The sequence below is a fragment of the Shewanella sp. ECSMB14102 genome, assembly GCF_000813075.1.
In the GTDB taxonomy this organism is placed as follows: domain Bacteria; phylum Pseudomonadota; class Gammaproteobacteria; order Enterobacterales; family Shewanellaceae; genus Shewanella; species Shewanella indica.
Genome location: NZ_JWGX01000028.1, coordinates 1 through 13,098 on the forward strand (window position 1 = coordinate 1; position 13,098 = coordinate 13,098).

At 54.9% G+C, this 13,098-nt stretch carries 14 protein-coding genes; 9 read left to right on the forward strand and 5 right to left on the reverse strand.

Going from position 1 to position 13,098, the window contains the following annotated elements; translation table 11 throughout:
* Positions 1 to 179: 179 nt before the first annotated feature.
* A complete protein-coding gene (locus RC73_RS10390; RefSeq protein ID WP_039034576.1) occupies positions 180 to 452 on the reverse strand; it encodes a DUF4242 domain-containing protein in 273 nt (90 codons plus the stop codon).
* A 237-nt stretch (positions 453 to 689) separates the two neighbouring features.
* Between RC73_RS10390 and RC73_RS10395 the strand changes: the two genes are divergently transcribed.
* The 3 genes from RC73_RS10395 to mog all read left to right on the forward strand — a co-directional run bounded on the left by RC73_RS10395 (position 690) and on the right by mog (position 2,668).
* Entirely contained in the window at positions 690 to 1,205 is a 516-nt protein-coding gene (locus RC73_RS10395; RefSeq protein WP_052248131.1) for an NlpC/P60 family protein, read from the forward strand.
* Positions 1,206 to 1,221: 16 nt separating this feature from the next.
* Positions 1,222 to 2,061 carry a hypothetical protein gene (locus RC73_RS10400; RefSeq protein WP_052248132.1) on the forward strand — a complete coding sequence of 280 codons (840 nt, stop codon included), beginning with the start codon at positions 1,222 to 1,224 and terminating at the stop codon, positions 2,059 to 2,061.
* Positions 2,062 to 2,134: 73 nt separating this feature from the next.
* Positions 2,135 to 2,668: a molybdopterin adenylyltransferase gene (mog, locus tag RC73_RS10405; protein ID WP_039034577.1), complete on the forward strand. Its 534-nt coding sequence runs from the start codon at positions 2,135 to 2,137 to the stop codon at positions 2,666 to 2,668.
* 124 nt (positions 2,669 to 2,792) lie between these two features.
* On the opposite strand, the gene RC73_RS10410 is transcribed toward mog, so the two are convergent.
* Genes RC73_RS10410 through RC73_RS10420 form a run of 3 tightly spaced genes read right to left on the reverse strand, consistent with a single transcriptional unit; the run spans position 2,793 to position 6,147 of the window.
* Positions 2,793 to 3,929 carry an ABC transporter permease gene (locus RC73_RS10410; protein ID WP_372584299.1) on the reverse strand — a complete coding sequence of 379 codons (1,137 nt, stop codon included), beginning with the start codon at positions 3,927 to 3,929 and terminating at the stop codon, positions 2,793 to 2,795.
* Positions 3,926 to 4,660: an ABC transporter ATP-binding protein gene (locus RC73_RS10415; protein ID WP_025888473.1), complete on the reverse strand. Its 735-nt coding sequence runs from the start codon at positions 4,658 to 4,660 to the stop codon at positions 3,926 to 3,928. The genes RC73_RS10410 and RC73_RS10415 overlap by 4 nt, the downstream gene beginning before the upstream one ends.
* Positions 4,657 to 6,147 (reverse strand): alpha/beta fold hydrolase, encoded by a 1,491-nt coding sequence (locus tag RC73_RS10420; protein WP_039034578.1) that lies wholly within the window; start codon positions 6,145 to 6,147, stop codon positions 4,657 to 4,659. The genes RC73_RS10415 and RC73_RS10420 overlap by 4 nt, the downstream gene beginning before the upstream one ends.
* Positions 6,148 to 6,230: 83 nt before the next feature.
* Between RC73_RS10420 and RC73_RS10425 the strand changes: the two genes are divergently transcribed.
* The 5 genes from RC73_RS10425 (at position 6,231) to RC73_RS10450 (ending at position 11,383) form a co-directional block, all read left to right on the forward strand.
* Positions 6,231 to 6,614 carry a GntR family transcriptional regulator gene (locus tag RC73_RS10425; protein WP_039034579.1) on the forward strand — a complete coding sequence of 128 codons (384 nt, stop codon included), beginning with the start codon at positions 6,231 to 6,233 and terminating at the stop codon, positions 6,612 to 6,614.
* A 12-nt stretch (positions 6,615 to 6,626) separates the two neighbouring features.
* Positions 6,627 to 7,478, forward strand: coding sequence for an ABC transporter ATP-binding protein (locus RC73_RS10430; protein ID WP_039034580.1), 852 nt, complete (start codon positions 6,627 to 6,629; stop codon positions 7,476 to 7,478).
* A complete protein-coding gene (locus RC73_RS10435) occupies positions 7,475 to 8,707 on the forward strand; it encodes a hypothetical protein (protein ID WP_039034581.1) in 1,233 nt (410 codons plus the stop codon). The genes RC73_RS10430 and RC73_RS10435 overlap by 4 nt, the downstream gene beginning before the upstream one ends.
* Before the next feature lie 137 nt (positions 8,708 to 8,844).
* Positions 8,845 to 10,638, forward strand: coding sequence for an AMP-dependent synthetase/ligase (locus RC73_RS10440; RefSeq protein ID WP_039034582.1), 1,794 nt, complete (start codon positions 8,845 to 8,847; stop codon positions 10,636 to 10,638).
* A 346-nt stretch (positions 10,639 to 10,984) separates the two neighbouring features.
* Positions 10,985 to 11,383, forward strand: coding sequence for an acyl-CoA thioesterase (locus tag RC73_RS10450; RefSeq protein WP_039034584.1), 399 nt, complete (start codon positions 10,985 to 10,987; stop codon positions 11,381 to 11,383).
* A 37-nt stretch (positions 11,384 to 11,420) separates the two neighbouring features.
* Here the strand turns inward: RC73_RS10450 and RC73_RS10455 are convergent, their stop codons facing one another.
* Positions 11,421 to 12,248, reverse strand: a complete 828-nt coding sequence (locus RC73_RS10455; RefSeq protein WP_233962818.1) for an AraC family transcriptional regulator — start codon at positions 12,246 to 12,248, stop codon at positions 11,421 to 11,423.
* 86 nt (positions 12,249 to 12,334) lie between these two features.
* Here RC73_RS10455 and RC73_RS10460 point away from each other — a divergent pair, with 86 nt between their 5' ends.
* Complete coding sequence (locus tag RC73_RS10460; RefSeq protein ID WP_039034585.1) at positions 12,335 to 13,033, forward strand: glutamine amidotransferase-related protein; 699 nt, start codon at positions 12,335 to 12,337, stop codon at positions 13,031 to 13,033.
* Positions 13,034 to 13,098: the final 65 nt, after the last annotated feature.

Consider the following 13,098-nt stretch of genomic DNA (forward strand, 5'->3'; position numbering starts at 1 on the left):
AAGCCTAGTCAAGCCTGGGCGAAACATCAAAAAGATATGGCTGTCCTGTCTTTTTCTTGGGCGAAACATCAAAAAGATATGGCTGTCCTGTCTTTTCTGTCTTTTGAGCGGGGATTTCGGCTACGTTGGGGTGTCCTTGAGGATACAAGGGACTTTGAATAAGCAAAGTCCCTTTTGAGTTACTCCGCCGTCGTTGGGTCGATTGAACGTCTCACCTCATTGACGGCATTGATAGGAAAACCGCCCCTTTCCGCATGTTCACGCACCAGTGTCTCATTGGGGGCTATGTAAACGCAGTAGATCTTATCTGGGGTCACAAAGCTCTCTACCCACTGGACCTTCGGCCCCATATCTTCCAACACGGCACAGGACTTTTGTGAGATTTCACGAAACTCTGCCGTGGATAAACCTCCGGCTCCGGGTAAGTCTCTTTCAATGATGAATTTAGGCATAACAACCTCCTTACGGGATCTTGCTGAGTATAGTTCCTGAAGGGAAGCTCTTCCGCTTGGCTAGAGCTCTGGTCGCTGTGATTCTTTGGCATGCCGGTTTAAATGAAAACATCTTAGCTCAGTTGATATATCTGCTTTATTGGCCGAGGAAAACTCAATGTTAACCACAGATTTTGCAAATAGCGGCGGCTTATTGCACATTAGGGGTTCTTCAATGGCATCTGAGTTGGAAAGTGCATGCAGCTGTGGCAGATATTGGCGACATTCCTGTTGTTGGGCGCCCTGAGTGGCTGTTCCGGTCGTCCCGATCCTGTTTCCGCTCCGGCTACAGTGGCTAAGCCCCAAGTGGGCACAGAGTCCGAAGCCAAGCGATATGAGCAAGTGCCCCTGTCACAGCAGCGGCTGCTGACGATGCAGCGAGAATGGCATGGGGTTCCCTATCGTTTGGGAGGCATGAGCAAGCGAGGTGTCGACTGTTCGGGCTTTGTCAGCCTGACTTACCGGCGATTGAGCGACATCATGCTGCCGCGCACAGTGGAGGAACAGCGCAAGCTGGGGTTCGCGGTCAAGAAAAGCCAGCTCAAGGTGGGCGATCTTCTGTTCTTCAAGACTGGCTGGAGTAGCCGCCATGTGGGGATCTATATAGGCAACAATGAGTTTATGCACGCCTCTACCAGTCAGGGGGTGATGATCTCATCGTTAGATAACAGCTACTGGAAGCAAAAGTATTGGCAGGCCAGGCGCCTGCTCTAGTGTCGGGAGAAGGGAGATGGATAGCCTGTTACTCGCCAAAATAGCTACCGCCATCATAGCCGTGGTGGGCCTGTCGCTGGTGGCTGAGCGGGTCAGCCCCAGAGTGGCGGGTATTTTGTCCGGCTATCCGCTTGGTACGGCTATCGCACTGTTTTTTATCGGCATTGAATTGGGTGAACCCTTTGCTGCCGCCAGTGCTACCGCGGCCTTGTCCGGTTTTATCGCTTCGTTGCTGCTGATTTGTGGTTATGCCCTGGGTATTCGTCTCGGCGGTGGGCGGCCACTGCCGTTAGTGGCACTGCTGGGGTCAGGCCTGGGATTGCTGGCCTTTGGCCTCAGTGGCTATCTTCTGAGTCTGTTGAATCTTAATCTCCTCGGCGGAAGCCTGGCGCTGCTGCTGGCGATTGTGCTTGTGGGTTTGGTGCTTGCCAAAATACCGGACGCTACAGTAGCCAAGCCCGTTCGACTCAGCCCACTGGTATTGCTGCTTAGGGCTGCGGCAGCCGCCATAATAGTGCTGTTGGTCACGGCGGCGGCCAAACTGCTGACGCCGGCTCAGGCCGGTATTCTGGCCGCTTTCCCCATTACGCTTTATCCGTTTTTGTTGATCATTCATCTGGCCTATGGTGCGCCGCAGGCACAAACCATTATCAAGCATTATCCCAGAGGCCTGGGGTCGCTCATGTGTTATGTGATTGCGGTGAGCTGGCTCTATCCGCGGCTCGGCATTGTCTGGGGAACTGTGCTGGCGTTTGTGGTGGCAACCCTGTATTTGCTGGCGTTGAGCGCCTGGCACCGCTTGAGAACCAAGCCTCTTGAGACTCCCGACCCCGAGACGACAAAATGCTCCCGCTGATGGGGGCAGCAAAGCCTAATTGTGGTATGTTAGGCGCCACTGCAACACAAGTATTTTTGCCAAGGGGAACAGCATGGCCAAAGCCAAAATCGGGATAGTAACCGTTAGTGACCGTGCCAGCGCCGGAGTTTATGAAGACATTTCCGGTAAGGCGATCATAGAGACTCTCAATGCTTATCTCACCAGTGAGTGGGAAAGTGTTTATGAAGTGATCCCGGACGAGAGGACGGTGATTGAAGCCACCCTCAAGCGGATGGCCGATGAAGACGGCTGTTGTCTGGTGGTGACCACAGGGGGCACAGGGCCGGCCAAGCGCGATGTTACGCCCGAGGCGACCGAAGCCGTGTGCGATCGTATGATGCCTGGCTTTGGCGAGCTGATGCGCGCCGAGTCACTCAAGTTTGTTCCGACAGCGATTTTGTCACGGCAAACCGCCGGGTTGAGAGATGACACCCTGATAGTCAACTTACCGGGTAAGCCCAAGTCGATTCGTGAGTGCCTGGATGCGGTATTCCCGGCGATTCCTTACTGTATCGATTTGATGGAAGGCCCCTTCCTCGAATGTGATGAGACAGTGATCAAGCCGTTTCGTCCCAAGGCGAAATAAGCCAACCCGGTTTTTACCCGGCCGATACCCTTGGGTTTCGGGGGACGGGTTTCGGGGTTTCGGCAATCGAAAGGCAAGCCAATATTGAATCTCGGCTTGCCTTTTCTTTTGCGGCCTTGGGGGATCAGAGGCCGAACACCACCTTTTCGCTCTTGAGTGAGCGTTCCAGTCCCAGCACCAGGGCGGCGGCGATGGCCAACGTCAGCAAGCTGGATACCAACAGCTGCAGCAGCGGCAACTCCTTACCCTTGATAAAAGCCATCAGTGCCTGTTGCTGCCCCGAGACCGGCAACCACTGCAAGGTGTCCGGCGCTATGTCGTAGCTGGCGGTCATTGCCAGGGCCAAGGGCACGAACAGTACTATGGTCAGATAGGACTGGGCTTCCTTGAAGGTCTTGGCCAGGAAGGACACAAACAGCTGCATGCTGGCGGCCAGCAGGGCGACCGGCAAGCCTATCAACAGCATCAGGGCAATAAACTCGGCGCTGATACTGATGCTGAAGCCGAGCTCCTGCCAGGGCACCATGGGATAGGCAAACTTGGAGATCAGCAAAATCAGCATCAAGCCCAGCATGGCAAACACAGTCACCGCCAGCAGTTTGGAGATCACCAATTGCCTCGGAGTGACAGGGTGACTCAGTAGCAGCGCCAATGAGTTGCGTTCACGTTCGCCGGCACTGGTATCTATCGCCAGATTCATCCCGGAAATAAATACCGAGTAGATCATGGTGAAAATGGCGATCCCGAGGATCATTCCGCCCTTGGAGTCGGGCGTGGCCTGATCCTGCAGTTGCACCTTAATCGGCTGCATTATCCTGGGATCTATACCGCGGGCCAGTAGGCGCAGGCTGCCCATTTCGGAGGAATAACCCTGCAGCGCCCGCTCCAGACGGCGAATCGATTTCTGCAGCTTTTCATCCGAGTTGTCGGCTATCAGGATCACCTCGGCCCTTTCGCCTTTGGCCATCTGCGCCCGATATTGCTCGCTTATCTGCAGTATCAGAGCGCCTGCCTGCTCGCCGCTGTCCTGATTTATCCCCTTCTGGCCGAGATAGCGCACCAGATCCGGCGCCTGTTCGGCGTTGTCTATGCGAATTTGCAGATCATCCGGGCTGGAGAGCTGACCAATCAGCACCACAAACAGACCGCACATGATCAACGGCGTGCCTATGGCATAGTAGAGACCTGCCATTACAGAACGCTTGTCGCGGGCGGCATCCAGCAGTTCCTTGCGAACCAGTGTCAAGAGTCGACTCATCATGCGGCTATCCCCTCATCCGTGCCTATCAGTTGTATAAAGGCATCTTCCAATGACTCCTTACCGGTTTGACGGCATAGATCGGTCGGGCTGCCAACGGCCACTACGCGTCCCTGGGTCATGACTATCACCTTGTCACAGAGGGCGGCGACCTCCTGCATCACATGGCTGGAGAACAACACACAGTGGCCCTGGCGTTTGAGATCCAACAGCAGCTCCCGCAGAACCCGGGTGCTCATCACATCCAGCCCGCGGGTGGGTTCGTCGAGAATAATATTGGTAGGTTGATGCACTATGGCCTGAGCCAGCGCCGTCTTCATCCGCTGCCCCTGGGAAAAGCCCTTGCAGTGGCGATCGGCAATATCGTCCATCTTGAGTTTGCCGAGCACATCGGCAGTCGCCTGCTTGGCGGCCTTGCTCGGCATGCCGCTGAGTTCGGCGAAGAAACGAATATATTCCCTCGGACTCAGGCGTTCATAGAGGCCGAAGGGATCCGGAAACAACCCCAGTTGCTGCTTGGCCGCCAGCGGATTGCGACCGACATCTATGCCGTCGACTTCGGCTATGCCTTCGTCCGGTTTCAACAGGCCAAACACAGTGCGCAGGCAGGTAGTCTTGCCTGCGCCATTGGGGCCGAGCAGGCCGGTAATCATGCCATCTTCGGCGCTGAAACTCAGGCCATCCAGGGCTTGAACCTTGCCAATGCGCTTACTCAGATTGGTCACCTTGATCATTTTGTTCCTCCTGGAATGGCTTCCACTGTGCTGGCGTTGAGATAGAAACTGCGACGCACATCTTTGTTGAGACACTCGCCATCCAACTTGTCCGGCGCCGTGCCCTTGACCAGCTCGGCGATCAGCTCATTGGCGCAGGACTGGGCGGCGACACCATGGGTGGCATAGGGGGAGATCAAGTGTCTGGCGTTGCTCAACTGGGTCATGGCCAGCTCGCCCCAGGAAGGCGGCGTGGCGGGGTCCTTGGCTCCGGAAAGCAGCAGGGTGGGGATATCGCTGGCTATCGGCTCGGCAAAGGTGGCCGCCGCGGCCGGGACATTCCAGATAGGGCAGCTTCTGTCCAGGCTGCTGAGCATCTCTTTGCCTATGACGCTGGCCTCGGCCTGTTGACGCTCGGCGGCGGTCAATCTGGGCCAATCTTCACCGCAAACCACGGCGGCGTGCATGCCCATGGCGATACCTGTGCTATCGACACTGAGAGCCATCAGCCCCAGCAGGGGTTGGTATTCCTCCATTGCCGCTCGGTGGATGGCGTAGGGCAGCAAGGCTCTGACCGAGGGGCTGTAGAGCGCCATTCTCAGGCTGCCGAGCAGCTTGCTACGGGTCAGGGTCAGCATGGCGATATCGCCGGTTACCGGATGAGGCACCTTCTTCATCACCGCATGTTGCCCCAGGCGCTCGGCCAGTTGGTTCAGTTCCTGACGCAACTGTGGGTAGGTTTGAGCGCACAAAGCGTCCTGTTCACAATCGCTCAGCAGCAGATCCTGGGCCCGGCCAATGGCGGCGCCTATGGCCAGCACACTCTGCTGCATAGGTACGACGCCATCCAGGGTCACTGTTTTGAGTACCTCTGGATAGTGGCGCATATAGAGCTGGGCCATACGGCTGCCGTAGGAGATGCCATAAAGGTGCAGTTTCTGATAACCCAGATGCCGGCGAACCGCTTCGAAGTCGTGCAATGCTTGCTCGCTGCCGTATTGGCTGATATCGGCATCCAACTTGCTCAGGCAGTTACGGGTTTCCTGTTCGACATCCAGTGCTTCGTCGTTATAGGCCAGGGTTTGTTCCAAATCCAACGCTGCACATTCAAGGGCGTTGGACTGGCCGGTGCCGCGCTGATCTATCAGCAATATGTCCCGGTTTTGACGCACTTTGCTTAAGATCAGGTTGAAGGTGGCGGCATTTTCGATGGCCGACTGTCCCGGCCCACCTGAAATGGCCAATACGGCTTCATCGGGGGCGGTATTCTTGATGGCCGGCAAGACGGCATAGTGGATTGCCAACTGGCGGCCATCGGGTTTTTGCGGATCCTCCGCGACTCGAATTGTGCCGCAACGCAGACGCTCAGATAGACCGTCGATATAACAGCCCGTGCTTTCGGAAGCTGTCTGTGCCTGACTCAGCGGCGTCCAACAGAGCCCCAGTGCCAACAACAGCATGCTGGTTACGGCAGGCCAGTATTGTTGGCCAAAGTTCCTTTGCTTCATGCTTGTGTCCCTTTTTGGCATTCCTGCCGGATTGTGTTAGTTTAACTACTGTATCAATGTATTAATACAGTGTTTCAAGGCTAATGTTAGAACTATTGAATGTCAACCCCAGCAGCGGCGACCCCATCTACCGCCAATTGAGCGAGCAGATTATTCATCTGATCGTCGGCGGTCAGCTGCCCGAGGAAACCGTATTGCCCTCGGTGCGGCAGATGGCTGAGCATCTGGCTGTAAACCCCATGACAGTTTCCAGGGCGGTGCAGCAGTTGGTGGAGCAGGGATGGCTGGAGCGGCGACGCGGCCAGGCAACCCGGGTAGCCCTGCGTCAGGCTCATCAGAGTCTATCGGCTGAGGCCATAATAACGCCGCAGCTTGAAGACTTGTTGGTGACGGCGCAACAGTTGGGGTTGTCGCAGCAGGGGCTGCAGCAGCTGGTAGTCAAATATTGGCCCCAAACCAAGGAATAACAGGGAAAAAGTATGGAACAGCCAGCCGGGTCATTATTGTGTTTCACTAAGGTCGACAAGAGCTTCGACGGCAAATCTGTGTTAACCGCGGTAGATCTGCAGTTGGAGCCAGGGATGGTGGTAGGGCTGCTTGGTGCCAATGGCGCCGGTAAATCGACCCTGATGCGTATTGCGCTTGGGATAATTCCCTGTGACAGTGGCCTGGTGACGACTCTGGGACAGGCGCCGCAGCAGCTGGATTCAGGCCATAAGCAGCGTTTGGGCTATGTGCCGCAGCAGCCCTTCGGCTATGAGGGGTTCAGTGTCGAGCGGGCGCTGGCCATGCACAGCAGTTTCTATCCTCAGTGGGACATGGAGTTGCAGCAACAATGGTTGCAGCGTTTCGGTCTGGATCTCAAAGCTCAGGTGCAACGGCTTTCAGGGGGACAACGTCAGTCTCTGGCGCTCATTATGGCAATGGCCTATCGACCTCAGTTGCTGGTGTTGGATGAGCCTGTGGCCAGTCTGGATCCCGTTGCCAGACGTCGTTTTATGGCTGATCTGTTCGAGCTGGCGTTGGAATCAGGTTCCGCCGTACTGTTTTCATCACATATCACTTCAGATCTGGAACGGGTCGCCAGTCATCTGGCGTTGCTGAAAGCAGGGGAATTACTGCTGTTTAAGGAGATAGATGCGCTCAGGGAGGAGGTGCGTTTGCTGAAGTTCGCTGCAGACAGTGACATCCAGTTGCCTGAATCCATGCGGCTGTTGGCGACAACCCGTGCCGGCTGTGTGGTGGATGGTTATCGGGGGCAGGCCTTGCCCGGCATGATAGATGCCCGCCGCCTGAATCTGGAGCAGCTGTTTATGGAGCTGCATCCATGAGGCTGGCTTTTTTCCCTGCCTTATGGCTTAAAGATATCGGCAGTGTCAGCTTCCTGATAACGGCCGGACTGGGCTTGTTTTTGGCCCTGGTGATACAGTTGAGTGGGGATAGCGACAAGACCGGGATGTTCCAGGCAATGGCAATTCTTTCTGGATGTGCCGCCTTTGCCTGGCAATCCAATCGTCTGGCCGCCTGTGAATGGCTGGTATTGGTGCCGGGTTTTAAAAAGGCGCTACTGCTGCAGGCCACAGTGCTGGCGATACTGGTTCAGCTTATTTGTTTGGCGATTTCACCTGCGAATTTGGCTATTCAAGGTGTTGCCTGGAGTCTGGGGCTGGCGTTTGTACTGGCATGTTTGCGCTATCCCAAGTGTTTTTACTGGTCGGTACTGCTGTTCTTGGTCTTGCCAATCAGCGAGTCCATTGCCCGTCTTTTACCCGCCTGGAGCTGGTGGTTGGCAACGACAGTGTTATTGGTCATGCTCGCCAGACAGTTACGCTTGCTTTGCTGGCACCCACAGGCGCGTAGCATCTATCTCAATGGGCTGGAGGCGGGTTGGGTTTTAGGCCCAAGGCTGGGGATATGGCCGCCGCTGCTGAGGTTGGAAGCCTGGCTGCATCCGGTCAATTTTTTCATCGGCCCCACCTTGAGCTGGTTGCTGATCCTGCTGCCGGGCAGCAGTCTGCTGTTGATACTTGTTAATTTAGGTTGGCATAAACAATTGCCGGTGATTTATATCGCCGGCCAGTTAGCCATGCTCATCTGCTCCCTGGTGCACTGGAGTCGGCTGCAACGCTGGCGAGGGGCTGAGTTATTGCTGTTGCTGCCCGGGCATACTGGACTTGCTGGGTTGACGGCCGCATTTGCCCGCGGTCAAACCCGATTGCTGGCGTTGTTGGGGCTGATGTTAACCTTGATCCTGATGTTGGATTGGTTCGTCGGCGAAACCCAAGGCTTAGCTGGAGTGCACCAATTGCTGGCGGCTCTCTGGGGCTCGGCGCTGCTCCTGGCGCTGGGAAGTATCAGCCACCAGAAAGGCTATCTGGCTGGCGTCATGCTGCTGTTTATTGTCAATTCTACTTGGAGTTCCGGCCTGGCACGGGGGTTACAACAAGGTTCGGGCAGCGTTGTTTGGCTGAGCCTTGACCTGATTATGCTGGTATTGGCGCTAGTAGTGTTTCATCGTTGTAGCCGTAGATTATGGCGTACAGGAGTCGTTGAACCTTGATACCACAACTGGTCTGATCTCTATGGGGGAAGCGTGATACTGTACGAAACTAGAGCAAAAGCTCTTATGTTTACTTGAGCCTTGGGGTAGAATCGCAAAAAGCGGAACAGCTGTAAGCTAAAAAGGTAAACCGAGTTATGTCTCTAGAGCAGTACAGAATCACCCATCTCTTGCGTCAGCAGCTTGAAGCGCGTGCAGAGGATATCGCCCTGGAAGGCTTCGAAATAGCTGCGCCTTGGGATAAGGTCAGCTGGAACGAATTTGACCGCATCAGTGCGGCTATTGCCGGAATCCTGATTGCCAATGGCTTTGAGGTTCAGGATCGCGCCGTGATCCTGTCCCATAACTGCCCGCAGTGGACTTGCGCCGATGTCGGCGTCGTTCGTGCCCGTGGCGTTGTGGTGCCGGTTTACCCTACCTCCACCCTGAAGCAAGCTGCCTATATCATCAATGATGCCGGCGCAAAAGTTTTATTTGTGGCCAATAAGGCACAGTATCGACTGGCTTGTCAGTTAGAAGCAATGTGTCCGACATTGGAACTTGTGGTGGTGTTTGACAAACATGTTACTTTGGAAAAACTGCATCATCATCATCTGGATGTATTACTGAACCAAGTTGTATCCGAAGAAGCACGCACTGAGTTGGCTGTCCGTGAACAGAATGCCACTCTGGATGACCTGCTGACTCTGATCTACACCTCAGGCACCACCGGCGATCCCAAGGGGGTTATGCTGGATCAACGTAACTTTGCTTCGGCTATGCGCCAACACTTTCAATTGATCCCCTTTGAAGCTGATCAGGTTTCCTTGGTATTCCTGCCTCTGAGCCATGTTTATGAGCGCGGTTGGACCTTCTATGTACTCAGTCGTGGTGGCAGAAATGTCTACCTGGCTGACACTCATAGGGTAAAGGAAGCCATTGCCGCCGTGCGTCCTCACACCTTGTGTGTGGTGCCCAGATTCCTGGAGAAGGTTTACAGCGCAGTACAGGATAAAGTGACCCGGGCCGGGAATGGCAATCGCAAGTTGTTTGCTTGGGCACTGGCTGTGGGCGAGCGCCAGTTTGAAGTGATGCAGGGCCGGGCTCAACCCAGTAAAAAATTGTCATTGCAGTGGTATTTGGCTGACAAGTTGGTTTATCGCCGGCTCAGAGCGGCTCTTGGCGGTCGTCTGCGGTTGATGCCCTGTGGTGGTGCCGCCTTGGATGCTAAAGTGAGTGCATTCTTTGCTGCCATTAACCTGCCGGTACTTTGTGGTTACGGTATGACAGAAACCACGGCAACCGTCACCTGTAATACATTGGACAATAGGGTGACAGGTTCCAATGGTCGCTGTATGCCCGAAGTGGAAATTCGTCTCGGGGCCGAGAATGAGATTTTGGTTCGCGGCGATACCGTGATGCGCGGTTATTTTAACCGTCCCGAAGACACCGCCGAAGCCTTCGAGGATGGTTGGCTCAAGACTGGGGATGCCGGTTACCTGGATGAACAGGGTAATCTGTTTATCACCGACAGGATCAAAGAGCTGATGAAGACCTCCAATGGCAAGTATATTGCGCCACAGCGGGTCGAAGGCAAAGTAGGTTGCTGCCCCTTCATCGAACAGGTGGCGGTAGTCGCCGATGCCCGTAACTATGTGACGGCACTAATCGTTCCTGCCTTTGAAGCTCTGGAGGTTTGGGCCAGACAGAAGGGGATCCGTTATGAGTCGCCGCTGGAGTTGATACGTCACAGCCATGTGGTGGAGCATTTTGAAGAACGGCTCAAACACCTGCAACAGGAACTGGCGGGTTTTGAGCAGATTAAAAAGTTTACCCTGTTGCCTGAGGCCTTCTCTATGGAGGCGGGTTTAATCACCCCGACCCTCAAGCTCAGACGTAAGATGATCTATCACAAGTATTCCCGTGAAATTAACGCCATGTATGGCGGTTAAGTCCGAAGAAGGCTGCCTGGGCAGCCTTTTTAATATCCTGATTCCTTCAGGTTCAATCTTGGCTGTTGTAGTATTGGCGCCCAAGATTGACCTTGTTGCCAAGGCCATTTCTCAAGGACGCAGTATATGGAAGGACTATTCCAACAGGGCTGGCTCACAGGCTTGTTTCTCCTGATGTTCTCATCATTTTCACTCGCCTCTGAACTGGCTTACGCCCCCCCGTGGACACCTCAAGTGGATGACGGCGACCGGCAAGATGGTTGAGCCAGGTGCCATGAATGGTAAGCTGAAGGTCGGCAAAGACAAGTGCGAGTTTTAATCAACAATAATAACAATAGGATACCCTATGGAAGCGTTAAGCCTGGATATTCAACCCAGATTCAATGAAACCGATGGCCTGGGCCATATCAATAACACTGTGCTGCCCGTGTGGTTTGAAGCTGCCAGAGAGCCTGTGTTCGAAATCTTCAACCCAGGTCTGGATCTGGCTAACTGGAACCTGATTGTGGCCGGATTCACCATCGCCTTTAAGGCGCCCACCTATTACGGTAAGACAGTCAGAGTATTGACCTCGGTCAGCCGCATAGGCAACAGCTCGTTCGAAGTATTGCAACAGAGTTGGCAGGGAGAGCTGCTGACCGCCGAAGCCAAGACCACCCTGGTGCACTACGACTACAGCTGTGAGCAGAGTCGACCTATTCCGGATGAGATCCGTCAGCGTCTGCAGTCTTTGCTGCGGGAGTGAGTCGGCGTTTTCCAAGTACAGATTAAGCCAGCGTCTTCTACGTTGGCCTATTCTGGCTACGGTATTGGTGAGGTGTCTGATCAAAGAGACCTTTGAAGGCACAGATAAAGGCAGAATCGGACTGATAGCCCGCCTGAAATGCCACCTGTTGCACTGTTTCACCTTGTTCCAACTGCGTCAGCGAACTCAACAAACGTAGGTGCTGGCGCCAGAGTGGATAGCTGCAACCCAGTTCCCGGGCAAACAGCCGGGAAAGAGTGCGCTCGGATGCGCCCACCCGCTCGGCCCATTGCGCCAGAGTCATTTCCAATGCCGGCCTGGCAACTTGTTCATCAAAAATCCGCAGCAGACGTTTGTCTTTTGGCAGCAGTAACCCCAAACGATAGGGCGCCGCCTGGATCACCTCATCCTTGAGAACCGCCAATAACCTCAACCTTGCGTCTGAGGCTTGCGGGCTGGGTGCTTGTGTCATATGTAGCAGCAATTCCCTTAGAAAGGGAGATACTGCCAAGGGTTTGGCCTGAGTGGGAAAGCCCTGGCTATATGCGGGATCCAGGTAGAGACCGATGAACTGGGTATCCACCAGGACTCTGGACTCATGCTCCTGGGTTGCCGGAATAAACAGGGCGCCGTTATGGGGCAGTATAAAGCGGGTATCCCTGACCTGAGTCTGTAACAGGCCGCTTGCCGGAAACACCAACTGATGCCAGTTGTGGCAGTGCCAGCTATCGACATGCCCTCTGGGCATCCACAGCACTTTGCTGAGCACCCGGGCGTAGGGATAAGCCGCTATCAGCCCGTTGGCATCGAACCGTGCTTCTGAAGCTAGGGTATCTGTTGGGGAAATAGCTTGGCGGTTTGGCAATGTTATCTGTCTTTGTGTCGATACCTGTCGATCTGCTGTCAAGGCTAACATGACGGTCAACTGAACAACAAACGCGGGAGCGACAGGTGAAGGTACATTTTATTCAACATGAGTCTTTCGAAGGGCCGGGGGTTTTGGCGAACTGGTGTCGCGCGCGCGGCTATGAAGCCAGCTATACCCGCCTCTGGCTTGGTGAATCCTTGCCGCAGAGCCTCCAAGGCGTAGGTTTATTGGTTGTGCTCGGAGGCCCACAGTCACCGGCAACCGGCATTGCCGAGTGCCACTATTTTGATGCCCGGGCGGAACAGGCCTTGATAGCCAGAGCCATTGCCGGGCAGGTGGCTGTGTTGGGTATCTGTTTGGGAGCACAGCTGATTGGCGAGGCGCTCGGTGCTTCTTTCGAACCCAGCCCAGAGGTTGAGATAGGCTTCTTTCCCGTGACCTTAACCGCGGCCGGCAGGGTGCATCCAGGCCTGGAAAGCTTCGGCGACAGTGTCACTCTGGGGCATTGGCACCATGATATGCCTGGGCTGACGGCCGATAGCAAGGTGTTGGCATTCAGTGAGGTATGTCCGAGGCAGATAGTGGAATATGGTGCCAGAGTGTACGGCTTTCAGTGCCATCTGGAATTTGACGCCGAGGCGATAGAGGCGCTTATCAGTCACAGTACCGCCGAGTTTAGTCAGCCCCATCCTTGGGTGCAGCCACCTGATGTACTGCGCCAGGCCGAGACTCAGGAGATGAATGTCTTGCTATGGCAATTTCTGGACTGGCTGGTGCGCTGAAGCGGGCAGCATAGACAGCCTAAAAGGCGTGCCCATGCTGCTAGGCGTCTATGTGGTCCATAGCC

Coding starts and splice junctions, on each gene's coding strand:
- RC73_RS10390 (WP_039034576.1), bottom strand. CDS start 452: ATGCCTAAATTCATCATTGAAAGAGACTTACCCGGAGCCGGAGGTTTA.
- RC73_RS10395 (WP_052248131.1), top strand. CDS start 690: ATGCAGCTGTGGCAGATATTGGCGACATTCCTGTTGTTGGGCGCCCTG.
- RC73_RS10400 (WP_052248132.1), top strand. CDS start 1,222: ATGGATAGCCTGTTACTCGCCAAAATAGCTACCGCCATCATAGCCGTG.
- mog (WP_039034577.1), top strand. CDS start 2,135: ATGGCCAAAGCCAAAATCGGGATAGTAACCGTTAGTGACCGTGCCAGC.
- RC73_RS10410 (WP_372584299.1), bottom strand. CDS start 3,929: ATGATGAGTCGACTCTTGACACTGGTTCGCAAGGAACTGCTGGATGCC.
- RC73_RS10415 (WP_025888473.1), bottom strand. CDS start 4,660: ATGATCAAGGTGACCAATCTGAGTAAGCGCATTGGCAAGGTTCAAGCC.
- RC73_RS10420 (WP_039034578.1), bottom strand. CDS start 6,147: ATGAAGCAAAGGAACTTTGGCCAACAATACTGGCCTGCCGTAACCAGC.
- RC73_RS10425 (WP_039034579.1), top strand. CDS start 6,231: ATGTTAGAACTATTGAATGTCAACCCCAGCAGCGGCGACCCCATCTAC.
- RC73_RS10430 (WP_039034580.1), top strand. CDS start 6,627: ATGGAACAGCCAGCCGGGTCATTATTGTGTTTCACTAAGGTCGACAAG.
- RC73_RS10435 (WP_039034581.1), top strand. CDS start 7,475: ATGAGGCTGGCTTTTTTCCCTGCCTTATGGCTTAAAGATATCGGCAGT.
- RC73_RS10440 (WP_039034582.1), top strand. CDS start 8,845: ATGTCTCTAGAGCAGTACAGAATCACCCATCTCTTGCGTCAGCAGCTT.
- RC73_RS10450 (WP_039034584.1), top strand. CDS start 10,985: ATGGAAGCGTTAAGCCTGGATATTCAACCCAGATTCAATGAAACCGAT.